Origin of the sequence: Methylobacterium sp. NMS14P, from assembly GCF_028583545.1 — a bacterium.
In the GTDB taxonomy this organism is placed as follows: domain Bacteria; phylum Pseudomonadota; class Alphaproteobacteria; order Rhizobiales; family Beijerinckiaceae; genus Methylobacterium.
The window spans coordinates 694,791-717,512 of the sequence record NZ_CP087106.1; the positions used below are offsets into that span (position 1 = coordinate 694,791).

Below are 22,722 nucleotides of genomic sequence, written 5' to 3' on the forward strand. Positions count from 1 at the left end.
GTTCGACGCAGGATGCGCGGAGGGAGGATCGTATGCGACTGTCGCAGATCGATGCATCCGGAATCGCGGCCGAGCGCGGGCATGTCCTGCCGTCCCGGCGCACGATCCTCGCGGCCCTGGGAGCCTGCGTTGTCACGGCCGGCGACGCGGCGGCGCGGCCCGAGCCGCCCAGCACGGTGACGAACCCGCCACGCGACTTCCGGCCGGGCGCCGTCCCGACCACCTACTTCACGGATCCGGACATCGTCACGGTCGACCCGGCCTTCGAGCCCTACATCGTGCCGAACAGCGCCATCCGCCGGCTCTGGACCGGCGCCCTCTGGGCGGAGGGACCGGCGTGGAACGCCGTTGGCCGCTATCTCGTCTGGAGCGACATCCCGAACAACCGGCAGATGCGTTGGCTGGAGGAGGACGGGCACGTCTCCACCTTCCGGACGCCGAGCAACAATTCGAACGGCAACAGCTTCGATCGCCAGGGGCGGCAGCTCAGCTGCGAGCACGCCACCGGGCGCGTCGTCCGCTACGAGCTCGACGGCTCGGCGACGGTCCTGGCGGATTCGTTCGAGGGCAAGCCGCTCAACTCGCCCAACGACGTCGTCCAGCACCCGGACGGCGCGTACTGGTTCTCCGATCCGCCCTACGGCGCGCTGCTCTACGAGGGCCTGCCCGACGCGGCGGGCGGTCCGAGCAACCCGCAGGGCCATCTCGATCCGCGGCTCGGCCAGCCGGCCGGGACCGTGGTACGGCGACGCGTGCTCCCGAACGCGGTCTACCGCATCGACCCTTCGGGCCGGGTCGACCGGGTTCTCACCGACGACGAGGTGCCCGACCCCAATGGCCTGTGCTTCTCGCCCGATCACCGGACGCTCTACGTCTGCTCCACCGGGAAAGGGCCGGGGGATACCGGGCCCGGCGGCAAGGGCGAGATCTACGCCTTCGACGTCGGGGCCGGGGCGGCGCTGTCGAACAAGCGGCTCTTCACGGACTGCGTCGTGGACGGGGTGAAATGCGGGCCCGACGGCCTGCGGGCCGACGTCGACGGCAATCTCTGGGTGTCGAGCAATGCCGGCCGGGCCGTGGGCTACAACGGCGTCACCGTCTGGACGCCCCAGGGCAAGCTCATCGGGCGGATCCGCCTGCCGGAAGTGTGCGGGAATCTCACCTTCGGCGGCCCCAAGCGCAACCGCCTGTTCATGGCGGCGAGCCAATCGCTCTACGCCCTGACGGTGAACACCCAGGGTGCCGGGCCGGCCTAGGGTCGCGGATCCCGCGATCCGGGACGGAACCGGAGCGATCCCTCGGTTGGCCATGGCTGACCGGGCATCGCGACGCTATCTGTCCGGGCATGAGCGAGGATGCCGCCCCCGACCCGACCTTGAACCGCCTCAGCGCGGCCCTGGGGGACCTGCCGAAGCGCGGGCTGCCGCCGGTGGAGCGGTGGGACCCGCCCTATTGCGGCGCCATCGACATCCGCATCGCCGCGGACGGGACGTGGTTCCACAACGGCTCGCCGATCCGCCGGGAGAAGCTGGTCAAGCTCTTCGCCACCATCCTGCGGCGCGAGCCGGACGGCCGGACCGTCCTGGTCACGCCGGTGGAGAGCGTCGGCATCACCGTGGACGACGCGGCCTTCGTGGCCGTCGAGATGGCAGTGGACGGGAGCGGCGTGGACCGGCGCGTCTCCTTCCGGACCAACGTCGACGATCTGGTGAGCGTCGACGCCGAGCACGCCCTCCGCTTCGAGGAGGCGCCGGACGGGGCGCTGAAGCCCTATCTCCATGTCCGCCGCGGGCTGTGGGCGCTCGTGACCCGGGCGCTCACCTACGACCTCGTGGACCTCGCCGAGGAGCGCGTCGTCGACGGGAAGCCGTGGCTCGGCCTGTGGGCCGGGGGCGCCTTCCACACGATCGCGCCGGTCGCCGCCGCGTGAGCGACCCGCTCGCCGACTTCCTCGCCCGCGCCGCCGCCGGCCTGTCGCCGGACCCACCCGGACCGGACGATCCGACCTCCAATCCCCGGGGCGACCACAGCCTCGATCCGGACGGGACGGCCGTGATCCCGCCGCCGCCGCACCGCCGGGCCGCCGTCCTCGTGCCGGTCGTGCCGCGCGCGGACGGTCCGACCCTGATCCTGACGATGCGGGCCGCCAACCTGCGCGACCATTCCGGGCAGGTGGCGCTGCCGGGCGGCAAGATCGACCCCTCCGATCCCGGGCCTGCGGACGCGGCCCTGCGGGAGGCCTTCGAGGAGATCGGGCTGCCGCCCGAGGCGGTGCGGCTGCTCGGCTATCTCGACTCGTACCTCTCGGGCACCGGCTTCCTCGTGACGCCGGTCATCGGCCTGGTCGATCCCGGGGCGGTCCTGACGCCGAACCCGAACGAGGTCGCCGACGTCTTCGAGGTGCCGCTCCCGTTCCTCATGGACTCGGAGCGCTACCGCCTGCGTTCCCGCGCGTGGCAGGGCCGCGAGCGCTGGTTCTACGCCCTGACCTTCGGCGAGCGGCTGATCTGGGGCGTCACCGCCGGGATCCTGAACAATCTGCGGGAACGGCTCTACCCGGAGGCGGAGCCGGGCGACGCCGGCCGCCCGGCGCGTTAGGCTGGTCCCATGCTCCGTCGCGTCCTCGAAGAGTTCGGCCTCTTCCTCATCCCCTTCGCGCTCTTCGTGGTCTACCTGCTGCTGTCCGGCCGCAATCCTCTGCGCCGGGTGCACTGGGACGCGCACCTGTTCCGCCTCGTCGTCGCCGGGCTCGCGGTGGTGATTGGCACCCTCGTCTACGAGGGCCTGTTCTCGGAGCGCCGCCCCGGGGGCTACGTGCCGACCCACATGGAGAACGGCCGCCTCGTGCCCGGGGGCTTCCGGTGAGCCGCGCCCTCGACCCGGCGGGGTTGGCGGCCCTGCTCGAACGGCCGGGCGTGCGCCGCGTCTTCGCGGCCCTGGACTCGCCGGGCGCGGAGACCCGCCTGATCGGCGGCTGCGTCCGCGACGCGCTCCTGGGCGCGCAGACCGCGGACATCGACATGGCGACCACGCACCGGCCCGAGGCGGTGATGCGGGCGGCGCAGCGGGCGCCCGGCCTCAAGGCGGTGCCGACCGGCATCGAGCACGGCACGATCACCCTGGTGACCGAGGACGGGCCGATCGAGGTCACGACCCTGCGCGAGGACGTCGAGACCGACGGGCGTCACGCCGTCGTCCGCTTCGGCAGCGACTTCCTCCGCGACGCCGAGCGCCGCGATTTCACCGTCAACGCGCTCTCCCTCGGCGCCGACGGGAGCCTGCACGACCCGGTGGGCGGCCGGCCCGACCTCGCGGCCGGGCGGGTGCGCTTCATCGGCGACCCGGCGACCCGGATCCGCGAGGACGCGCTGCGGATCCTGCGCTTCTTCCGCTTCCACGCCCGGTTCGGCACAGGCGCGCCCGACGCCGCGGCCCTGGCGGCCTGCGTGGCCGCGCGGGACAGCCTGGACCGGCTCTCCCGCGAGCGCGTGCGCGCGGAGTTCCTGAAGCTGCTGGCGGCTCCCGGTGGCCCTGCCATGGTGACGACGCTGAGCGCGACCGGGCTGCTGCCGCGGATCACCGGCTGCGTCGGGGAACTCGGGCGGCTGGAGCGCGCCGCCGCCGCGGGCCTGCCCCCGGTGACGCGCCTCGCGGCCCTCGCGGTCGGCGCCCGACACGACGCCGACCGGCTGCGCGAGCGGCTGCGCCTGTCGAAGACCGAGCACGGGCAGCTGCTCGGCTACGCCGGGGCGCTGGCCGAACTCCACGGATGCGCGGTTCTGGACGCGGTCGCGGCGCGGGCCCTGGCGGCGGAGCACGGCCTGCCGTGCCTGGCCGACGCGCTGGCGATCCTGGCCGGCGAGCCGCGGCCTGTCGTGACGGAAGCGGCGCGGGCGGCCCTGCGGGCCCTGGAGGGGGAGGGGGCGTCGCCGGCCTTTCCCCTGGCGGGGGCGGATCTGGTGGCGGCCGGGGTGACGCCGGGTCCCGGCATCGGGCGCGGCCTGGCCGCGGCGCGGGCGATCTGGTTGAAGCGTGGGTGCCCGACCGACGCGGCGGCGCGGGCCGACCTGCTGGCGCGGGCGCTGGAGAGCGCCCGCTGAGCGCGGCTCAGAGCTTCAGGAGCGCCTTGGTCTCCTGGAGCTGGACGATCTGGCCGTTCAGCTCCTCGCGCTTCTGCAGGTCCTCGGTGGCGTCGCGCTGCATCTCGATCGCCTCGATGTCGCGGTCGAGGGATTCGTGCGTCAGCTCCTCGATCGGGGCGGCGCGCTCGGCCAGCACGGTCACGGCCGTCGGACCGATATCGGCGAAGCCGCCACGGACGTAGATCCGCTTGCCGCTGCCCTGGCTCTCGGTGATCACGATGACGCCGACCCGCAGGGAGGTCAGCACGGGCGCGTGGCCCGGCATCACGGTCATCTCGCCCTCGGTGCCGGGCAGCTGAACGGCGGTCACCTCGCCGGAATACAGCGTCCGCTCGGGGCCGACGAAATCGAAGTGGAAGGTGGCCATGGCCTGACGTGTTCCCGGATCGGCGGCGCGCGCCCCGCCTCGCGGGCGGAGCGTCTCGGAAAAAGGCTGCGCGGACGGCACCGGTCAGGGTCGTCCGCGCGGCCTCTGTCCCCTCCCCGCGCGGGGAAGGGGGTGTCGTCTTACGCGGCCTTGAGCTTCTTGGCCTTCTCCTGGGCCTCCTCGATGGTGCCGACCATGTAGAAGGCGGCCTCCGGGAGGTCGTCGTAGTCGCCGTTCACCAGGCCCTTGAAGCCCTTGATGGTGTCCTCGAGGGCGACCTGCTTGCCCGGCGAGCCGGTGAACACCTCGGCCACCGAGAAGGGCTGCGAGAAGAAGCGCTCGATCTTGCGGGCGCGGGCCACGGTCAGCTTGTCCTCCTCGGACAGCTCGTCCATGCCCAGGATCGCGATGATGTCCTGGAGCGCCTTGTAGCGCTGCAGGGTCTGCTGGACACGGCGGGCGACGTCGTAGTGCTCCTCGCCGAGGATCGCCGGCGACAGCATGCGCGAGGTCGAGTCCAGCGGGTCCACCGCCGGGTAGATGCCCTTCTCGGCTATCGAGCGCGACAGCACGGTCGTGGCGTCGAGGTGGGCGAACGAGGCGGCGGGCGCCGGGTCGGTCAGATCGTCGGCCGGCACGTAGATCGCCTGCACCGAGGTGATCGAGCCCTTGTTGGTGGTGGTGATGCGCTCCTGGAGGGCGCCCATGTCGGTGGCCAGCGTCGGCTGGTAGCCCACCGCCGACGGGATGCGGCCGAGGAGCGCCGACACCTCGGAGCCCGCCTGGGTGAAGCGGAAGATGTTGTCGACGAAGAACAGCACGTCCTGGCCGTCGTCGCGGAACTGCTCGGCGATGGTCAGGCCGGTCAGGGCGACGCGCGAGCGGGCACCGGGCGACTCGTTCATCTGGCCGTAGACCAGGGCGCACTTCGAGCCCTCGGCGGAGCCGTGCTCCTTCGGGTCGACGTTCACCTTGGACTCGATCATCTCGTGGTAGAGATCGTTGCCCTCGCGGGTGCGCTCACCCACGCCGGCGAACACCGAGTAGCCAGAGTGCACCTTGGCGATGTTGTTGATCAGCTCCATGATCAGCACGGTCTTGCCGACGCCGGCGCCGCCGAACAGGCCGATCTTGCCACCCTTGGCGTACGGGGCGAGCAGGTCCACCACCTTGATGCCGGTGACGAGGATCTGCGCCTCGGTCGACTGCTCCGCGTAGGACGGGGCCGGCTGGTGGATGGCGCGGTAGGTGGTGGCCTGGACCGGGCCGGCCTCGTCGATCGGCTCGCCGATGACGTTCATGATGCGGCCGAGCGTGTTCATCCCCACCGGAACCTTGATCGGCTCCCCGGTGTCGACGCACTCCTGGCCGCGGGTCAGGCCCTCGGACGTGTCCATGGCGATGCAGCGGACGGTGTTCTCGCCGAGCTGCTGGGCAACCTCGAGGACGAGGCGGGCGCCGTTGTTCTTGGTCTCGAGCGCGTTCAGGATCTCGGGCAGGTGGCCCTCGAACTGCACGTCGACCACGGGGCCGATGACCTGGGTGATCTTGCCGGACTTGTTCGAGCCGGTGCCGGGGATTGCGGTGTTCGCCATCGTAAACCTACCCTTCAAGCTGTGCGGTCGGGTCGCGGTGCCTCAGAGGGCTTCCGCACCCGAGATGATCTCGATGAGTTCCTTGGTGATCATGGCCTGACGCGTCCGGTTGTAGATCAGCGTCTGCTTCTTGATCATCTCGCCCGCGTTGCGGGTCGCCGAGTCCATGGCGCTCATGCGCGCGCCCTGCTCGGAGGCGGCGTTCTCCAGGAGCGCCCGGTAGATCTGCACCGTCAGGTTCTTCGGCAGCAGCGTCTCGAGGATCGCCTCCTCGGAGGGCTCGAATTCCAGGGCGGCGTTGCCGGCCGCCGCCTTCGCGGTCGTATCGACCGCCGGCAGCTCCGCGGGGATCAGGCGCTGCGCGGTCGGGATCTGCGAGATGACCGAGCGGAACTCGGAGTAGAACAGGGTCGCGACGTCGAACTCGCCGTTCTCGAAGCGGGTCAGGATCTTGTCGGCGATCGAGGCCGCGAACTCGTAATCCACCGGGCGGTTGCCGCGGATATCCATGCTCTCGACGATCTGGTCGCGGTACTGCCGCCGAAGCGCGTCGAGGCCCTTCTTGCCGACCGTCATGATCTTGACGGTCTTGCCCTCGGCGGCGAGCTTCTGGGCGTGCTCCCGCACCGCGAGGCGGACGATCGACGAGTTGAACGCGCCGGCGAGGCCGCGGTCGCCCGTGCAGACCACGAGAAGGTGCGTCTGCTCGGAGCCGGTCCCGGACAGGAGCCGCGGCGCGCCGACGCCGCCGACGAGGTTGCCCGCGAGGTTGCCGAGCACAGCCGACATCTTCTCGGCGTAGGGACGGCCCGCCTCGGCGGCCATCTGCGCCCGGCGCAGCTTGGCGGCGGCGACCATCTGCATGGCCTTGGTGATCTTCTGCGTCGCCTTCACCGAGGTGATGCGGTTGCGCAGGTCCTTCAAACTCGCCATCGGGTGAGGTCCAGGTCCGTTCTATGGGCCTCTCCTTCCCTCGGCGGGAAGGAGCCGGAAGTTCGGGCAGTGCGGCGGGGACCGGGATCCCCCCGCACCATCCAAGATCCCTCCCCGGGGGGAGGGGCCTCACATCAGCCGATCGACTTGGCGACGCTCTCGACGACGCTCTTCAGCTTGCCGGCGTTCTCGTCCGACAGGTCCTTGGAGGCGGCGATCGAGTCGAGCAGGTCCTTGTGCTTGGTGCGCAGGGTGCTGAGCAGCGCGTCCTCGAAGGGACGGACCTTGCTGACCGGCATCTTGTCCAGGTAGCCGTTCACGCCGGCGTAGATCACCGCGACCTGCTCTTCCATCTTCAGCGGCGAGAACTGCGGCTGCTTCAGGAGCTCGGTGAGCCGCGAGCCGCGGTTCAGGAGCGCCTGGGTGGAGGCGTCGAGATCCGAGCCGAACTGCGCGAAGGCGGCCATCTCACGGTACTGCGCGAGCTCGCCCTTGATCTTGCCGGCGACCTTCTTCATCGCCTTGGTCTGGGCCGAGGAGCCCACCCGCGACACCGAGAGGCCGACGTTCACCGCCGGGCGGATGCCCTGGTAGAACAGGTCGGTCTCGAGGAAGATCTGACCGTCGGTGATCGAGATCACGTTGGTCGGGATGTAGGCCGAGACGTCGTTGGCCTGGGTCTCGATCACCGGGAGCGCGGTCAGCGAGCCGTTGCCGGCGGCGTCGCCCATCTTGGCGGCGCGCTCGAGCAGGCGGCTGTGGAGGTAGAACACGTCGCCCGGATACGCCTCGCGGCCCGGCGGGCGGCGCAGCAGCAGCGACATCTGGCGGTAGGCCACCGCCTGCTTGGAGAGATCGTCGTACACGATCACGGCGTGCATGCCGTTGTCGCGGAAGTACTCGCCCATGGCGCAGCCGGCGAACGGCGCGATGAACTGCATCGGGGCCGCGTCGGACGCCGTGGCGGCGATGACGATGGAGTATTCCAGCGCGCCCTGGTCCTCCAGGACCTTCACGAACTGGGCCACCGTCGAGCGCTTCTGGCCGATGGCGACGTAGATGCAGTAGAGCTTGGCCTTCTCGTCACCGCCGGCGGCGTGGCCCGGCTTCTGGTTCAGGATGGTGTCGAGGGCGATGGCGGTCTTGCCGGTCTGGCGGTCGCCGATGATCAGCTCGCGCTGGCCGCGGCCGACCGGGATCAGGGCGTCGATCGCCTTGAGGCCCGTCGCCATCGGCTCGTGCACCGACTTGCGCGGGATGATGCCCGGGGCCTTCACGTCGACGCGGCGACGCTCGGTCGACTGGATCGGGCCCTTGCCGTCGATCGGGTTGCCGAGGGCGTCGACGACGCGGCCGAGCAGGCCCTTGCCGACCGGCACGTCCACGATGGCGCCGGTCCGCTTGACGGTCTGGCCTTCCTTGATCTCGCGGTCGGAGCCGAAGATCACGATGCCGACGTTGTCCTGCTCGAGGTTCAGGGCCATGCCGCGCACGCCCGACTCGAACTCGACCATCTCGCCGGCCTGGACGTTGTCGAGGCCGTAGGCGCGGGCGATGCCGTCGCCGACGGACAGGACCTGTCCGACCTCGGAGACCTCGGCCTCCTCGCCGAAGTTCTTGATCTGCTCTTTCAGGATCGCGGAGATCTCGGCGGCGCGGATGTCCATACTCGGGCCTCTGTCGCTGATGCGTCTATGCGTGTTCGGGTCGGATGGGGGCGCTTACCGCGCGGCCCGCATCGCGAGGCGGATACCGTTGAGCTTGGTCTTGAGGGAGGCGTCGACCATGCGCGAGCCCATCTTCACGACGAGGCCGCCGATCAGGCTGGGGTCGACCACGAGGTCGACGGCGACATCGGCCTTGGCGATGTCGCGCAGCGACGCCTTGATCTCCTCGATCACCGCGTCGGAGGGCTTCTCGGCCACACGGACCTGGGCGCGCACGATGCCCTTCGAGTCCTGGACCAGGGTCCGGAACGCGTCGATCATGTCGGGCAGCGCGAAGAGCCGGCGGTTCGAGGCCGCGAGGCGGATGAAGTTGCCGGCGAGGCCGCCGATGCCCGCCTTGTCGAGCACGGCGCCGATGGCGGCCGCCTGCTCCTCGGCGCTGAAGACCGGGCTGCGGACGAGGCGGCGGAGATCCGCGCTCTCCTTCAGCAGCGTGTCGAATTGATTGAGGGACTCGGCGACCGCGTCGACCTGGCGCTCGTCGCGCGCGAGCTCGAACAGGGCGGAAGCGTACCGGCCCGCCACGCCTGCGACCAGGGGACCAGCCTCGGAACCGTTCTGCGCCACCCGTCGCTCTCTTCTCTGGTTGCCCGCCCGCTCCGCGCGCTCCGGCTGGAGCGCGGTGCGTGACCGTTCGGGACGTGGGATCGCGCCGGCAGCGGACAGGTCGAGAACTGTCCTCGCGGCGCGGCGACCGCCTAGCATGCCAGCATGGCCGCGCGCAACACGGCAGGCGCGCGTCGCTGCGCGTCAGGACGGCGGAAGTGTGACGCGGGTCCCGCTTCAGCAGGCGAGCCGGTCGCAGCGCCGGACGCTCGCGATCATCTTGGCCATGGCGCCGGCGCCGGGATGACCGAGGATCCCGCTGTTGCCGAGCACGTAGGACGGCGTCGCGTAGAGGCCGAGATCCGCGGCCATCCGCATCTGGCTCTTGAGCGCCGCGCGCACCTCCTCGCTGTCGGCGATCTCCTCCACCTCCGCCTGCGGGATGCCCAGCGCGGCCGCTGCCGTGAGCGCCCCGGGTCCGTCGATGCGGCCGGGCTTGCCCAGCAGCGTCTGGTAGAAGCGCCACGCGGCCTCGGAGCCGAGCTTGCGCTGCACCGCCAGCATCACCTTGGCGGCCTGGGCGGATTGCGGCGACAGGATCGGGTTGTGGACAAGACCGATCCGCAGCTCCGGGTCGCTGTCGTGCAGCGCGACCACGTCGGCGGCGGCCTTCCGGCAGTACGGGCAGTTGAAATCGAAGAACTCGTAGAGCGTGGTGCCGGCGTCCCGCGGCCCGACATAGGTCACGCCGCGCAGGCCCGGGATCTGGCCGGTGATCTCGCCCGGAAGGATCGAGTTCGCCACCGCGCGCCCGTCGTCGCCCGTGACAGCGACCCGCTGGCCGTAGGATTGCGCGGAGGCGGCGGTCAGGCCGGCACCGAGGCTGGCGGCTGCGGCGAGGAGGAGGCGGCGCGAAACGGGCTTCGAAACAGGCATGGGACTCGTCCGGGGCATCGCTGTCCCGCTCCGGCCGCGCCGAAGCGGAGCCGGACCAGAACCAGGGTGTCGAGTCGGTTTGATGGCCGCGCGGCGTGAACGTGGCCCTACCGCAGGGCTAGCGCAGCCCCTTCGGCCGGTCGCCGGTCGCCCAGGCCAGGGCCTGCTCCAGCCGGTCGTTGCCCCAGAACAGCTCGCCGTCGTCGGCCAGGAAGGTCGGCGCCCCGTAGATTCCGCGGGAGCGCGCCTCCTCGACGCTGACCCGCAGCTTCGTCTTGTTGGCCTCGGCGGCGGCGGCCCGCACGGTCTGCGTGCCGTCGAGCCCGAGCGAATCGAGGATCTCCGCCACGGCCGCCGGCTCCGCGATCGAGCGGCCCTCGGCGAAGCTCGCGGTGAACACCGCCTTCGAGAACGGCACCAGCCACGGCTGGTCCTGGCCGAGGATCGCGACCCGCACCGCGCTGAGACTGTTCTGCGGAAACTGGGCCGGGCGCGTCACCGGCGGCAGGCCGAGGCGCGCGGCCTCGCGCTCGACGTCGCGCCACATGTTCTTGCCCTTGGCCGCGTAGAGGTTGAACGGCGAGGTGGTCCAGCCCTGCGCGGCGAAGAGCGGCCCGACCAGGAAGGGGCGCCACCGGATCGCCACGTCCGCCTCGGCGGCGGCGGCCTCGACGCGCATGGCCGCGAGGTAGGAGTAGGTGGAGGCGAATTCGTACCAGAACTCCAGAATTGGCTGGCGCGCCATAGACTTCGCTTCTCCGATGCACTCTCGCGGCGATGACGGCTTGCAACGCCCGCGCCGTTTCTGACACAGCCGCAAGGCCGCCGTGAGGCGAAACGCGGCCGATCCTCCGGCATCTGGGCTACGCGCGAGACGGCGCGCCGGTTGCAGGCCGGTGACACCCGCGATAAGCCGCAGACGCCGAGCCAGATCCCTCGCCCAGTTCCGGAAGCCGCATGTCCGTCCCCGCGAAGAGCCCTGTGAAGAAGGTCGTGCTGGCCTATTCCGGCGGCCTCGACACATCGATCATCCTGAAGTGGCTGCAGACCACCTACGGCTGCGAGGTCGTGACCTTCACGGCCGATCTCGGGCAGGGCGAGGAGCTGGAGCCCGCCCGCCGCAAGGCGGAGCTGCTCGGCATCAAGCCCGAGAACATCTACATCGAGGACCTGCGCGAGGAATTCGTCCGCGACTACGTCTTCCCGATGTTCCGGGCGAACGCCGTCTACGAGGGCGTCTACCTGCTCGGCACATCGATCGCCCGGCCGCTGATCGCCAAGAAGCAGATCGAGATCGCCGAACGCGTCGGCGCCGACGCGGTCTGCCACGGCGCCACCGGCAAGGGGAACGACCAGGTCCGGTTCGAGCTCGGCTACTACGCGCTCAAGCCCGACGTCACGGTGATCGCGCCCTGGCGCGAGTGGGACCTGCGCTCGCGCGAGCAGCTCATCGCCTTCGCCGAGCAGCACCAGATCCCGATCGCCAAGGACAAGCGCGGCGAGAGCCCGTTCTCGGTGGACGCCAACCTCCTGCACGCCTCCTCGGAGGGAAAGGTGCTGGAGGATCCGGCCGTCGAGGTGCCGGACTACGTCTACTCGCGCACGCTGTCCCCCGAGGAGGCGCCCGACCAGCCGACGATCATCACGATCGGATTCGAGCGCGGCGACGCGGTCTCGATCGACGGCGAGGCTCTGTCGCCCGCGAGCCTGCTGGCCAAGCTCAACGAGCTCGGCCGCGCCAACGGCATCGGCCGGCTCGACCTGGTGGAGAACCGCTTCGTCGGCATGAAGAGCCGCGGCATGTACGAGACGCCCGGCGGCACGATCCTGCTGCCGGCGCACCGGGCCATCGAGTCGATCACGCTGGACCGGGGCGCCGCCCACCTCAAGGACCAGCTCATGCCGCAATACGCCGAGCTGATCTACAACGGCTTCTGGTTCTCGCCGGAGCGCGAGATGATCCAGGCCCTGATCGACAAGAGCCAGGAGAAGGTGACCGGCACGGTGCGGCTGAAGCTCTACAAGGGCGGCGTCCACGTGATCGGCCGCGAGAGCCCGCACTCGCTCTACGACCAGGATCTGGTGACCTTCGAGGAGGGCGCCGTCGCCTACGATCACCGCGACGCGGCGGGCTTCATCAAGCTCAACGCCCTGCGGCTGCGCACGCTGGCCCAGCGCAAGAAGCGCGAGGGCTGAGCCCGCTTCCGGTCGCCGCCGCGCGGCAGCGACCGGCCGCACCCGTCAGGCGGGAAGCCAGCGCTCGGCGCCCCGCCGGAAATCGCCGGGCCCGAGATCGGCGTAGCGGAGGAAGATCTGCAGGGCGGGCTGCAGCTCGCGGTGGAGACGCACGAGGCGCGTCTCCGCGTCCTCGTCGTCGTTCGCGGCCGCGCCCGGCACGGCGGCGAGAAGACGCTTCATCGCCACGGTGTAGGCGCCGTCCCCGCCGTAGGGCCGCTCCGGGTCGACGCGCGGCACGCCCTGCTCGGCGTTCCAACCGATCGCGAGGCGCGGGATCAGCGCGAGGTGCTCGGGTGTCACCGCGAAGGTGATGACGTCCGGCGTCTCGCCGGTCGCCGCGTCCCGGAAGACGTCGCCGACCGCGTCCGGGTCGAGCTTCGCCAGACCGTTGTGGTACTGGTACCGTCCCGGCTTCAGCTGCGCGTTCTGGACGAAGATCGCGAGGCCGTCCTCCAGCGCCCGGTGCTCCTCCTCGGCGCCCTCATCGTCGCCGGTGACGTTGGCGATGTCGCCGTCGCGATCCAGGCTGCCGTACGGCGCCGTGGGGTGGACGGTCGGCGCGCCCGGCGCGGTGCCGCCCCAGGCGACGACCATCCGGCGGATCAGGGCGATGCGCTCCAGGCTCAGGTCGTAAACGGCATCGCTCATCGTGGGTCGGTCCCGGGTCTCACGCTTGGAAGGCCCGTCTTACAGAGGCGAACCGCCCCCTGCTACCGCCGCAGGCAGCCCGTCAGCCCGTCGATCTGCCCCATCATGGCCTGGATCCGCGCGGCCCGGCGGCGCACGCCGGGCGAGGGCCGGCCGGCGCTGCGGGTGATCGGGTTCGGCAGGACGGCGGCGAGGAGGGCGGCCTCGTTGCGGGTTAGCCGGCTCGCGTCCTTGCCGAACCAGTGCCGGCTCGCGGCCTGCGCGCCGTAGATCCCGTCGCCCCACTCGGCGACGTTGAGGTAGATCTCCATCATGCGGCGCTTGCCCCAGAGCGTGTCGAGCGCCAGCGCCAGCGGGATCTCGATCGCCTTGCGGACGTAGGAGCGGCCGGGCCACAGGAAGACGTTCTTGACCGTCTGCATGGCGATCGTGGAGGCGCCGCGACTCGGGGAATCCTCGTCCTCGACCACGTCGCGGATCGCGCCGAAATCGACGCCGTGATCCAGGCAGAAGCGCTGATCCTCCGAGGCGATCACGGCCTGGGGCAGGGCCGGCGCGATGGCGGAGAGCGGGACCGGATCGCGGCTCACCGGCTGAAGCGTCAACCACCGTCCCAGCATCAGGGTCGACGGCGGCATCACCGCGCTATAGACGAGCGCCAACGTCAGCGCGAGGACGAACCCGACGGCGGGGAGCAGCAGCAGCGCTCCCACGACCCGGCGGACGCGGCCGGAACGGCGCGGGCGCGCGAGCGGAAGGTCGCGACCTGCCGTCTCCCGCCTGCGTCGAGCCCCATCCACCGTGAGTCCGTCCCCGCCCAACTGACACCCGATAGATTTCCGCAAGGCCAGGACCGGACGTAAGCCCGATGACCCCGACCCCCTCAACGCAGGCACCGACCGGTTCGGTCAAGGCAGTCACGCCGGCCGCCGATTTTACCCACAGGTTGACGGAGGTCGCCGGCACGGTCGAGACCTTCCTGGTCGAGCGCCTCGGCCCCGCGGTCGGCCCCGGCGAGATCGCCCGGCCGCCGCGCCTGATGGAGGCGATGCGCCACGCCGTGCTCGGCGGCGGCAAGCGCCTCCGGCCGTTCCTGGCCATCGAGACCGCCCGGATGCTCGGCGGCTCCGAGGCCGCCGCGCTGGCGGCCGGCGCCGGCGTCGAGCTGGTCCACTGCTACAGCCTCGTCCACGACGACCTGCCGGCGATGGACGACGACGACATGCGCCGCGGCAAGCCCACGGTCCACAAGGCCTACGACGAGGCCACCGCCATCCTGGTCGGCGACGCGCTGCAGACGCTGGCCTTCGAGATCGTCGCCGACCCGACCTGGCAGCCGGACGCGTGCATCCGCGCCGATCTCGTGCTCGGCCTCGCCCGCGCCTCGGGCCTGGGCGGCATGGTCGGCGGCCAGCTCCTCGACCTCACCGCCGAGGGCCGGTTCGGCGCGGCCAACATGGACGTGGACGACACCCTTCGGATGCAGGCGATGAAGACCGGGGCGATCCTGGCCTTCTCGGTGGAGGCCGGCGCGATCGTCGGCGGTGCCGACAAGGACCAGCAGGCCGCGCTCCTGCGCTACGGCCTCGCCCTGGGGCAGGCCTTCCAGATCGCCGACGACATCCTCGACCGGGAGGCCTCGCCCGAGGCCATGGGCAAGGCCACCGGCAAGGACAAGGATGCCGGCAAGGCGACGCTCGTCGACCGTCTCGGCATCGACGGCGCCCGCGCCGAGTGCGACCGCCTCGTCGGCGTCTGCGAGGACGCGGTGTCGTCCTGGGGGGAGGGCGCCCGCGTCCTGCGCGACGCCGCTCGCTTCACGGTCGCCCGCAAGACCTGATCGCGCCGGGCGGGGAAACCCGCCTGCCGCCTCGGGCGGCCGGGCCGGCCCCGGCGGCCCGACCAGCGCGCGCGCCGCGACCCGAAAGCGGTCGGCGCGCCACGGGCGATCGCGGCGCCACCGGATCGACACGCTCCGCGAGGCGGACCCGCGCCGTCCCGAACGAGGCGATCCGAACCGGACGCGGGGCCACGGAGCGCGCGGCGCCCGTCAGAGCCGGTTGTTCTTGTTGTGGACGTCGAGGCAAACGGCGGCGAGCAGGACGACGCCCTTGATCACCTGCTGCCAGTCGACGCCGATCCCCAGGATCGACATGCCGTTGTTCATGATGCCGATGATGAAGGCGCCGATCACGACGCCCGAGACCTTGCCGATGCCGCCGGCCGCCGAGGCGCCGCCGATGAAGCAAGCGGCGATCACGTCGAGCTCCATCCCGACGCCGGCCTTGGAGTTCGCGGTGTTGAGCCGGGCGACGAAGATCATGCCGGCGAGGCCCGCCAGCGCGCCCATGTTGGCGAAGGTCAGGAAGGTCAGCCGCTCGGTCTTGATGCCCGAGAGGCGCGCGGCCTTGATGTTCCCGCCCAGCGCGTAGATCCGGCGCCCGATCGTCGTCCGCGTTGTCACGAAGTCGTAGAGCGTCACCAGCACCAGCAGCACGAGCAGGACGTTGGGCAGCCCCCGGTAGGCGCTCATCTGCCAGGCGAAGGCCAGGATCAGGATGGCGGTCACGCCGTTGCGGCCGATGAACGCCGCCGGAGATTCGGCCGCACTGCCGTTCCGCAGCCGCGCCTGCCGCCGTCGCCAGCTCAGCCCGGTCAGCGTCGCGACCAGCGCGACGGCGATCAGGACGGCGGTCCAGGGTCCGGCGCCGTTGACGAGGAAGCCCTTGGCGAGGAGCTGGAACACCTCCGGGAAGGGTCCGATGGAGGCGCCCTGGAGCAGCACCTGCGTCAGGCCGCGGAACACCATCATGCCGGCCAGGGTGACGATGAAGCTCGGTATGGCGAGGTAGGCCACGAAGTAGCCCTGCAGACCGCCGATGACCGCTCCCACCGCGAGGCACAGGAGAGCGGCCGAGAACGGGTCGACGTGGAAGCGGACCATCAGCAGGGCGGCGAGCGCCCCCACGAAACCGACCACCGAGCCGATCGACAGGTCGATATGACCGGCCACGATGACCAGCAGCATCCCGAGCGCCATCACGACGACGTAGCTGTTCTGGAGGATCAGGTTGGTCAGGTTCAGTGGCTGGAACAGGACGCCGCCCGTCGCGACCTCGAAGAACAATGTGATCACCGCCAGCGCGACGACGAGCCCGTAGGCGCGCAGCTGCGCCATCGGCAGGCGGCCGCGCCGGGCCCCAACCGCGCTCGCGGCGGCCGGGACGATGTCGCGATCGGGGCTCATGGACTTGCTCGCTGTGACGTCGGTCATCCGTTCAGGCCCCTGGAGCGCATGATCGCGCGCATGATCGCTTCCTGGCTGGCCTCGGCGCGGTCGAACTCGGCCACGAAGCGCCCCTCGTTCATCACGTAGATGCGGTCGCAGAGGCCGAGCAGTTCCGGCATCTCCGAGGAGATCATGAGGACGCCGCGGCCGTCCTCGGCCAGTTCGTTGATGATGCTGTAGATCTCGTACTTCGCGCCGACATCGATGCCGCGGGTCGGCTCGTCGAGGATCAGCACCCTGGGCCGGGTGAACAGCCACTTGCTCAGCACGACCTTCTGCTGATTGCCGCCCGACAGGTTCACGGTCTGCTGCGTCACCCCGGAGGAGCGGATGCGCATCTTGGTGCGGTAGCCGGTCGCGACTCGGTGCTCGGCCGCCTCGTCGATCACCGCGGCGGTGGAGATTCCGGGCAGGTTCGCCAGGGTCGTGTTCCGGGCGAGGTCCTCGCCGAGCACGAGCCCGAGCTGCTTGCGGTCCTCGGTGACGTAGGCGAGGCCGGCCGCGATCGCCCGGTCGATCGTCGAGACGTCGACCTCGACACCGTCGATCCGGACGGTGCCCCGGATGTCCTGGCCGTAGGACCGGCCGAAGAGGCTCATGGCGAGCTCGGTCCGGCCAGAGCCCATCAGGCCCGCGATCCCGACGATCTCGCCCCGGCGCAGGCTGAGGCCGACGTCGCGCACCATCGCCCGGTCGGCGTGGATGGGGTGATGGACCGTCCAGTCCCGCACCTCCATCAGCACGGCGCCGATCCGCGGCGCGCGGACCGGGTAGCGGTTCTCGAGCGTGCGGCCGACCATCGCGCGGATGATGCGGTCCTCGTCAATCGCGCCGCCGCGGCAGTCGAGGGTCTCGACGGTGGTGCCGTCGCGCAGGACCGTGATCCGGTCGGCCACCCTGGCGATCTCGTTGAGCTTGTGGGAGATCAGGATCGACGCGATGCCCTGCGCCTTGAAGCGCAGCAGCAGCTGCAGCAGGGCCTCGCTGTCCGTCTCGCTCAACGACGCGGTCGGCTCGTCGAGGATCAGCAGCTTGACCTCCTTGGAGAGCGCCTTGGCGATCTCCACGAGCTGCTGCTGGCCGACGCCGAGATGCGTGACGAGGGTGTCGGGGTTCTCGTCGAGCCCCACCGTCGCCATCAGCGCGCGGGCGCGGGCGTGGACACGGTCCCGGTCGATGATCCCGAACCGGGCCGGCTCGTTGCCGAGGAAGATGTTCTCGGCGATCGACAGGTATGGCACCAGGGCGAGCTCCTGGTGAATGATCACGATGCCGAGGCGCTCGCTGTCCGTGATGTCCCGGAAGTGGCCCGGCCGCCCTTCGTAGGTGATGTCGCCCGTGTAGGACCCGTGCGGATAAACGCCGCTCAGCACCTTCATCAGCGTCGATTTCCCCGCGCCGTTCTCGCCGACCAGGGCGAGGATCTCGGCGGGCTCGACGGTGAGATTCACGTCGGCGAGGGCCTTCACGCCGGGGAAGGTCTTGGAGATTTCCCGCATTTCGAGAACCGGCTTCATGCGGCGCCTACCAGCTCGGACTGCACGTTCGGCCCGCGCGATAGCCGTCGCGGCGCGGGGACGGGATCGGGTGGAGCCGCCGGGCTCCGTCCCGGCTTCGATCACTTGAGCTGGTCGAGCGTGTAGTATCCAGTGTCGACCAGGGCAGGCTTCCAGTTGGCCTTGGTGACGATCACCGGCGTGAGCAGGTAAGAGGGGACGATCTTCTTGCCGTTGTCGTAGGTCTTCACATCGTTGACCTCGGGCTGCCGGCCGGCCTCGATGGCGTCGATCATCGCCACCGTCACCTTGGCCAGCTCCCGGGTGTCCTTGAAGACGGTCGCCGTCTGCTCTCCGGCGATGATCGACTTGACGGATTGCAGCTCGGCGTCCTGGCCGCTGATCACCGGCAGCCGCACGCCGCCCGAGCCGTAGCCCACGCTCTTCACCGACGAGAGGATTGCCGTCGAGATGCCGTCGTACGGCGAGAGCACGGCGTCGAGGTGGGCGTTGCCGTAATAGGCCGAGAGCAGGTTATCCATCCGGGCCTGGGCGGTCGCGGCGTCCCAGCGCAGGGTGGAGACCTTGTCCATGCCGAACTGGCCCGAGCGCACCACGAGCTTCCTCGCGTCGATGTAGGGCTTCAGCACCGACAGGGCGCCGTCGTAGAAAAAGTATGCGTTATTGTCGTCGGGCGAACCGCCGAACAGCTCGATGTTGAAGGGGCCCTTGCCGTCCTTCAGGCCGAGGGCGTCGACGATGGATGTCGCCTGCTGAACACCGACCTTGTAGTTGTCGAAGGTGGCGTAGTAATCGACGTTCGGCGTCCCCCGAATGAGCCGGTCGTAGGCGATGACCCTGACGCCGCGCTCGCTCGCCTTCGAGAGAACATCGCTGAGGGTCGTGCCGTCGATGGAGGCGATCACCAGGATCTTCACGCCGGTGGTGAGCATGTTCTCGATCTGGGCGAGCTGGGTCGGGATGTCGTCGTCCGCGTATTGCAGGTCCGGCTTGTAGCCCTTGGCCTTGAGAAGCCTGACGATGTTGTTGCCGTCGTCGATCCAGCGCTGCGACGACTTGGTCGGCATGGCGACCCCGATCGGATCCCCACCGGCCGCCTGCGCCGATGTCGTGGCGGACGCGCCGAAGAGCGACAGACCCAGGATGTATGTGAGAACCGTCTGCTTGGCGAACATAATCCCCCCTATCCATTCACAGCCAGACTTCGACTTAAATTGGAGCGAGTCCGTGCGTCTGTGATTGTCGTATGATTGTTTTTATATTTGAGAACTGATCCTCGACTGGCCGAATCTGTGGCCGATCCCCATCCACTGCCCGCCCGTCGATTCCTGCGGGAACCGATCCGACAAACTTGGCCGAGTCGGCGGGCGGCGGCGCGATTCAGGCGCCGCCGGCAGCCGCTTCGAGGGCCGAGTCCGCACCCCGCTAAGCTCGGGCGCTTGATTTGTATGAGTTATATACCGGGCCGTCAATCGGCTGGCGCGGGGCGCTGTCGCGAAGCGCGGCCTCGGGCGCGAGTGGAGCGCGCCGCGGATTCAGGCCCGGGTTCGATCGCCTGTTGGTGCGATGGAGTCGCGTCCGCCGCGGCGCGCGGCTGTCCGATCGGCGCGGCGGCGATGACCTTTCCGCTCGATCGCATCGGGGCAGGCCGGATCGCGTGTCCGCACCGCCGGGCCCGTTCAGCGCGGCGTCGCCGCGCGGGCCCGGAGACCGGGGCGGTTCAGCCGCGGCCGACGAACGGCATCTTGGTGGCCATGATGGTCATGAACTGCACGTTGGCCTCCAGCGGCAGGCTCGCCATGGAGAGCACGGCCTGACCGACATGGTCCGGATCCATCACCGCCTCGGCCCGCAGGGACCCGTCGGCCTGCGGCACGCCGGCCTTCATCTTCCCGCCCATGGGCGTGTCGGCGTTGCCGATGTCGATCTGGCCGCAGGCGATGTCGTAGGCCCGCCCGTCGAGGGAGGTCGCCCTGGTCAGCCCGGTCACGGCGTGCTTGGTCGCCGTGTAGGCGATGGAGTTCGGGCGGGGCGCGTGGGCCGAGATCGAGCCGTTGTTGATGATCCGGCCGCCGCGGGGATCCTGGTCGCGCATGATCCGGAAGGCGTGCTGCGTGCACAGGAACAGGGCCGTCAGGTTGGTATCGACCACCTGCCGCCAGGTCTCGAGGGGCAGGTCCTCCAGGGGGACCGCCGGAGCGCCGATCCCGGCATTGTTGAACAGCAGGTCGAGCCGGCCGAACTCCGCCTTCGTGCGCGCGAACAGGGCGGCGATCGAGTCGGGATCGGTCACGTCGGTGGGGACCGCCAGGGCCCCGTGACCGATCTGCGCCGCGACCTCGTCGAGGGGGGCCTGACGCCGCCCCGAGAGGACGACGCGCCATCCGGCGTCGGCGAGCGCCAGGGCGGCGGCCTTGCCGACACCCGTCCCGGCCCCGGTCACGATCGCGATCCGCTCAAGCCCCGACATGCGTTCCTCCCGGTTCCGGTGTTGCACCGCCTGTAGCGGATGGCCGCCGCCGCGCGAAGGCGTCGGCGTTTCAGATGCGGGCCGCGGTCACGGGGCGTACCGGCGGCCGCCATGCGCTATGGTGGTTCAAAGACACGGGGACGGGAACGGAACGATGGGGCAGGGTTCGTCGGCAGGCCTGCGCGGGACGATCGACGCGGCGGTTCCGGCGTGAGCGCACCCGAGATCCCGTTCCTCGCCGGGCTCGACGCGCCGGCGGTCGCGGCCGTGCGGGCCCGGATGGTGCCGGTGGCGGTGCCGGGCGGCCGGACCCTGTTCGAGCAGGGCGAGACCGGGGACGCGCTGTACACGCTGGTCTCCGGCGCGGTCGGCGTCTCGGCCCGCGACCATGCCGGGCGGCCGACCCGGATCGCGCGCCTGCGGCCGCCCGAGACCTTCGGCGAGATGGCCCTGCTGTCGGACGCCCCGCGGGCGGCGACCGTCATGGCGCTGCGCGATTCGCACCTCCTGCAACTCACCCGCGACGCCTTCGAGGCGGTGATTGCCGAGCACCCGCACACGCTCCTCTACTTCGCCCGGATGCTCGCCGACCGCCTGCGGGCGATCTACGACGGCCACTCGGTCCACCACGCGCCGCGGATCTTCACGATCCTGGCCGTGACCGAGGGGCCCGATCCGGCGCGGGTGGCGCGGCAGCTCGCCTCCGCCTTCGACGCCCTGCTGCCCGGAAAGACCGGCTGCCTCACCGACTGGCCGGAGGGCGCCGACGAGGCGTGGTTCCAGGCCTTCGAGGGCGACCACGCGCGCACGATCTTCGCGGCGCACGACATCGACTGCCCCTGGTGCCGGCAGAGCCAGCGGCGGGGCGACCACGTCCTGCTCCTGGCCGAGCCCGGCGCGCCGCCGCGGCCGGGCGCGACCGCCTATCTCGACCGGGTGCGCTCCGACTGGATCCGCATGGATCTCGTCGTGCGCCAGGATCCCGCGGCCCGGCGCCCGAAGGCCCTCCATCCGGAGGTCGCCGCGCTGCCCGCGGCGCTGCGCATCCAGGTCCGGGACGGCGAGCGGGGGGACCTGCATCGCCTCGCGCGGCTCGCCAGCGGGTCGGCGCGCGGCCTCGTCCTCGGCGGCGGGGGCGCGCGGGGGCTCGCCCATCTCGGGGTGCTCAAGGCCCTCGACGAGGTCTCCTGCGCGCCCGACTTCGTGGGCGGCACCAGCATGGGGGCGATCATCGCGGCGAGCCTCGCCATGGGCTGGAGCGTCGCGGAGATCCAGGCCCAGATCGAGGCGTTCTTCGCCACCAGCAACCCGATCAACGACTACACGCTGCCGTTGCACGCGCTAACCCGCGGCGCCAAGGTCGATGCCGGCCTCGCCGCGCGCTACGGCGGCGTCCGCATCGAGGATCTCTGGCTGCCGTTCTTCTGCGTCTCGTCCAACCTGACGACGGGCGACACCATGGTGCACCGCTCGGGCGACCTGCCGAAGGCCCTGCGCGCCAGCATCGCGATCCCCGGCCTCCTGCCGCCGGTGCTCTGCGACGAGGGCGTGCTGGTCGACGGCGGCATGATGAACAACCTCCCAGCCGACGTCGCCGCCGGGCTGGAGCGCGGCCCGGTCCTGGCCGTCGATGTCGGGACCGACCGGGCATTCCAGGACATGCCGCGGCGCGGCTGGAGCGGCCGGCTCATGCGCAAGCTGATCGGCTCGCCGCTGGCGATGCCGGGACTGGCACCGCTGCTGCTGCGCGCCGCCACCGTGTCGAGCGACGCGCAGAGCCTGATGGCGGCGGCCCACGCGACCGCCGTGCTCAAGCCGCAGCTCTCCGGCATCGACCTGCGGGCGTGGTCGCGCTTCCGGGAATCGGCGGAGCTCGGCTACCGGGAAACCCGCGCGGGCATCGCGACCGGCACCCTCGCGCGCTGGCTGGACCCGGTGCGCTGAGATGTCCGCGTGCGGGGGCGCACGCGCGGCGCCCGTGGCCCTGTAACCCGGGGCGTCCGGCAACGATCTCCGCTGCAAGACGTCGTTCGGAGACCGGAGCCATGACCCACCTTGCCACGCCCCTGACCGGCACCGTGCGCGGTTCCGCGCGGGCTCAACGGACCGCGGCGGACCATTCCGCACCGCAATCCCTCCTGCAGGGCGCCGCCTTCGTGCTGCTGTGCCTCTGGACGCGGACCGCGCCGGAACGCCTGCGCGACCAGCTCGCCCCGGAAGCCGGCGACGGCGCCACGCTCGGCTTCTGAGCGGATCGGACCGGCGGGCGCGCGCGTTCCCGCCGCGGGGGAAGCCGGGCATGACGGAGCGCGCG

The 22,722-nt window shown here is 70.8% G+C and carries 22 protein-coding genes; 9 read left to right on the plus strand and 13 right to left on the minus strand.

Translation table 11 applies throughout. The features are described 5' to 3' along the window. The first annotated feature begins 32 nt into the window (after positions 1-32). From LOK46_RS03220 to LOK46_RS03240, 5 genes are all read left to right on the plus strand, one after another. Complete coding sequence (locus LOK46_RS03220; protein ID WP_273562455.1) at positions 33-1,256, plus strand: SMP-30/gluconolactonase/LRE family protein; 1,224 nt, start codon at positions 33-35, stop codon at positions 1,254-1,256. An 89-nt stretch (positions 1,257-1,345) separates the two neighbouring features. After that, positions 1,346-1,930: a DUF1285 domain-containing protein gene (locus LOK46_RS03225; protein WP_273562456.1), complete on the plus strand. Its 585-nt coding sequence runs from the start codon at positions 1,346-1,348 to the stop codon at positions 1,928-1,930. After that, a complete protein-coding gene (locus LOK46_RS03230) occupies positions 1,927-2,598 on the plus strand; it encodes a CoA pyrophosphatase (protein WP_273562457.1) in 672 nt (223 codons plus the stop codon). The genes LOK46_RS03225 and LOK46_RS03230 overlap by 4 nt, the downstream gene beginning before the upstream one ends. 9 nt (positions 2,599-2,607) lie before the next feature. After that, positions 2,608-2,865: a DUF6111 family protein gene (locus LOK46_RS03235; RefSeq protein ID WP_273562458.1), complete on the plus strand. Its 258-nt coding sequence runs from the start codon at positions 2,608-2,610 to the stop codon at positions 2,863-2,865. Beyond that, positions 2,862-4,100: a CCA tRNA nucleotidyltransferase gene (locus tag LOK46_RS03240; RefSeq protein ID WP_273562459.1), complete on the plus strand. Its 1,239-nt coding sequence runs from the start codon at positions 2,862-2,864 to the stop codon at positions 4,098-4,100. Before LOK46_RS03235 ends, LOK46_RS03240 begins: the two co-directional genes overlap by 4 nt. Positions 4,101-4,107: 7 nt before the next feature. On the opposite strand, the gene LOK46_RS03245 is transcribed toward LOK46_RS03240, so the two are convergent. From LOK46_RS03245 to LOK46_RS03275, 7 genes are all read right to left on the minus strand, one after another. After that, positions 4,108-4,509 (minus strand): F0F1 ATP synthase subunit epsilon, encoded by a 402-nt coding sequence (locus LOK46_RS03245; RefSeq protein WP_020093503.1) that lies wholly within the window; start codon positions 4,507-4,509, stop codon positions 4,108-4,110. A 140-nt stretch (positions 4,510-4,649) separates the two neighbouring features. Continuing rightward, on the minus strand, positions 4,650-6,104 hold the full coding sequence (gene atpD / locus LOK46_RS03250; protein ID WP_273562460.1) for a F0F1 ATP synthase subunit beta: 1,455 nt from the start codon (positions 6,102-6,104) through the stop codon (positions 4,650-4,652). A 42-nt stretch (positions 6,105-6,146) separates the two neighbouring features. Beyond that, positions 6,147-7,037 carry a F0F1 ATP synthase subunit gamma gene (locus LOK46_RS03255; RefSeq protein WP_103985306.1) on the minus strand — a complete coding sequence of 297 codons (891 nt, stop codon included), beginning with the start codon at positions 7,035-7,037 and terminating at the stop codon, positions 6,147-6,149. Between the two features lie 134 nt (positions 7,038-7,171). Continuing rightward, complete coding sequence (gene atpA, locus LOK46_RS03260) at positions 7,172-8,704, minus strand: F0F1 ATP synthase subunit alpha (protein ID WP_273562461.1); 1,533 nt, start codon at positions 8,702-8,704, stop codon at positions 7,172-7,174. Positions 8,705-8,758: 54 nt separating this feature from the next. Continuing rightward, a complete protein-coding gene (locus LOK46_RS03265) occupies positions 8,759-9,331 on the minus strand; it encodes a F0F1 ATP synthase subunit delta (RefSeq protein ID WP_273562462.1) in 573 nt (190 codons plus the stop codon). 216 nt (positions 9,332-9,547) lie between these two features. Next, complete coding sequence (locus LOK46_RS03270) at positions 9,548-10,246, minus strand: DsbA family protein (protein ID WP_273562463.1); 699 nt, start codon at positions 10,244-10,246, stop codon at positions 9,548-9,550. A gap of 118 nt (positions 10,247-10,364) precedes the next feature. Then, positions 10,365-10,991 (minus strand): 2-hydroxychromene-2-carboxylate isomerase, encoded by a 627-nt coding sequence (locus LOK46_RS03275; protein ID WP_020093497.1) that lies wholly within the window; start codon positions 10,989-10,991, stop codon positions 10,365-10,367. A 212-nt stretch (positions 10,992-11,203) separates the two neighbouring features. Between LOK46_RS03275 and LOK46_RS03280 the strand changes: the two genes are divergently transcribed. Then, on the plus strand, positions 11,204-12,442 hold the full coding sequence (locus LOK46_RS03280) for an argininosuccinate synthase (RefSeq protein ID WP_273562464.1): 1,239 nt from the start codon (positions 11,204-11,206) through the stop codon (positions 12,440-12,442). Between the two features lie 45 nt (positions 12,443-12,487). Here the strand turns inward: LOK46_RS03280 and LOK46_RS03285 are convergent, their stop codons facing one another. After that, positions 12,488-13,132 (minus strand): hypothetical protein, encoded by a 645-nt coding sequence (locus LOK46_RS03285; protein ID WP_273562465.1) that lies wholly within the window; start codon positions 13,130-13,132, stop codon positions 12,488-12,490. A gap of 62 nt (positions 13,133-13,194) precedes the next feature. After that, positions 13,195-13,965, minus strand: a complete 771-nt coding sequence (gene mtgA, locus LOK46_RS03290) for a monofunctional biosynthetic peptidoglycan transglycosylase (RefSeq protein WP_443192890.1) — start codon at positions 13,963-13,965, stop codon at positions 13,195-13,197. A gap of 35 nt (positions 13,966-14,000) precedes the next feature. Here mtgA and LOK46_RS03295 point away from each other — a divergent pair, with 35 nt between their 5' ends. Next, positions 14,001-14,972 (plus strand): polyprenyl synthetase family protein, encoded by a 972-nt coding sequence (locus LOK46_RS03295; RefSeq protein WP_273562467.1) that lies wholly within the window; start codon positions 14,001-14,003, stop codon positions 14,970-14,972. Positions 14,973-15,182: 210 nt separating this feature from the next. Here LOK46_RS03295 and mmsB read toward each other — a convergent pair whose 3' ends face one another. From mmsB to LOK46_RS03315, 4 genes are all read right to left on the minus strand, one after another. Then, complete coding sequence (mmsB, locus tag LOK46_RS03300) at positions 15,183-16,310, minus strand: multiple monosaccharide ABC transporter permease (protein ID WP_273564526.1); 1,128 nt, start codon at positions 16,308-16,310, stop codon at positions 15,183-15,185. A 92-nt stretch (positions 16,311-16,402) separates the two neighbouring features. After that, the gene (gene mmsA / locus LOK46_RS03305) at positions 16,403-17,938 is read right to left on the minus strand and encodes a multiple monosaccharide ABC transporter ATP-binding protein (RefSeq protein WP_273562468.1); all 1,536 of its coding nucleotides are present in this window, start codon (positions 17,936-17,938) and stop codon (positions 16,403-16,405) included. A 101-nt stretch (positions 17,939-18,039) separates the two neighbouring features. Then, entirely contained in the window at positions 18,040-19,113 is a 1,074-nt protein-coding gene (gene chvE, locus LOK46_RS03310) for a multiple monosaccharide ABC transporter substrate-binding protein (protein WP_273562469.1), read from the minus strand. Positions 19,114-19,658: 545 nt separating this feature from the next. Next, positions 19,659-20,408 carry an SDR family oxidoreductase gene (locus LOK46_RS03315; RefSeq protein ID WP_273562470.1) on the minus strand — a complete coding sequence of 250 codons (750 nt, stop codon included), beginning with the start codon at positions 20,406-20,408 and terminating at the stop codon, positions 19,659-19,661. A 210-nt stretch (positions 20,409-20,618) separates the two neighbouring features. Here LOK46_RS03315 and LOK46_RS03320 point away from each other — a divergent pair, with 210 nt between their 5' ends. Together LOK46_RS03320 and LOK46_RS03325 are read left to right on the plus strand one after the other, a co-directional pair. Further along, a complete protein-coding gene (locus LOK46_RS03320; protein WP_273562471.1) occupies positions 20,619-22,352 on the plus strand; it encodes a patatin-like phospholipase family protein in 1,734 nt (577 codons plus the stop codon). Positions 22,353-22,453: 101 nt separating this feature from the next. Then, positions 22,454-22,657, plus strand: coding sequence for a hypothetical protein (locus LOK46_RS03325; protein ID WP_273562472.1), 204 nt, complete (start codon positions 22,454-22,456; stop codon positions 22,655-22,657). Positions 22,658-22,722: the final 65 nt, after the last annotated feature.

Coding starts and splice junctions, on each gene's coding strand:
- LOK46_RS03220 (WP_273562455.1), top strand. CDS start 33: ATGCGACTGTCGCAGATCGATGCATCCGGAATCGCGGCCGAGCGCGGG.
- LOK46_RS03225 (WP_273562456.1), top strand. CDS start 1,346: ATGAGCGAGGATGCCGCCCCCGACCCGACCTTGAACCGCCTCAGCGCG.
- LOK46_RS03235 (WP_273562458.1), top strand. CDS start 2,608: ATGCTCCGTCGCGTCCTCGAAGAGTTCGGCCTCTTCCTCATCCCCTTC.
- LOK46_RS03245 (WP_020093503.1), bottom strand. CDS start 4,509: ATGGCCACCTTCCACTTCGATTTCGTCGGCCCCGAGCGGACGCTGTAT.
- atpD (WP_273562460.1), bottom strand. CDS start 6,104: ATGGCGAACACCGCAATCCCCGGCACCGGCTCGAACAAGTCCGGCAAG.
- LOK46_RS03255 (WP_103985306.1), bottom strand. CDS start 7,037: ATGGCGAGTTTGAAGGACCTGCGCAACCGCATCACCTCGGTGAAGGCG.
- atpA (WP_273562461.1), bottom strand. CDS start 8,704: ATGGACATCCGCGCCGCCGAGATCTCCGCGATCCTGAAAGAGCAGATC.
- LOK46_RS03270 (WP_273562463.1), bottom strand. CDS start 10,246: ATGCCTGTTTCGAAGCCCGTTTCGCGCCGCCTCCTCCTCGCCGCAGCC.
- LOK46_RS03275 (WP_020093497.1), bottom strand. CDS start 10,991: ATGGCGCGCCAGCCAATTCTGGAGTTCTGGTACGAATTCGCCTCCACC.
- LOK46_RS03280 (WP_273562464.1), top strand. CDS start 11,204: ATGTCCGTCCCCGCGAAGAGCCCTGTGAAGAAGGTCGTGCTGGCCTAT.
- LOK46_RS03285 (WP_273562465.1), bottom strand. CDS start 13,132: ATGAGCGATGCCGTTTACGACCTGAGCCTGGAGCGCATCGCCCTGATC.
- LOK46_RS03295 (WP_273562467.1), top strand. CDS start 14,001: ATGACCCCGACCCCCTCAACGCAGGCACCGACCGGTTCGGTCAAGGCA.
- mmsB (WP_273564526.1), bottom strand. CDS start 16,310: ATGGCGCAGCTGCGCGCCTACGGGCTCGTCGTCGCGCTGGCGGTGATC.
- mmsA (WP_273562468.1), bottom strand. CDS start 17,938: ATGAAGCCGGTTCTCGAAATGCGGGAAATCTCCAAGACCTTCCCCGGC.
- chvE (WP_273562469.1), bottom strand. CDS start 19,113: ATGTTCGCCAAGCAGACGGTTCTCACATACATCCTGGGTCTGTCGCTC.
- LOK46_RS03315 (WP_273562470.1), bottom strand. CDS start 20,408: ATGTCGGGGCTTGAGCGGATCGCGATCGTGACCGGGGCCGGGACGGGT.
- LOK46_RS03325 (WP_273562472.1), top strand. CDS start 22,454: ATGACCCACCTTGCCACGCCCCTGACCGGCACCGTGCGCGGTTCCGCG.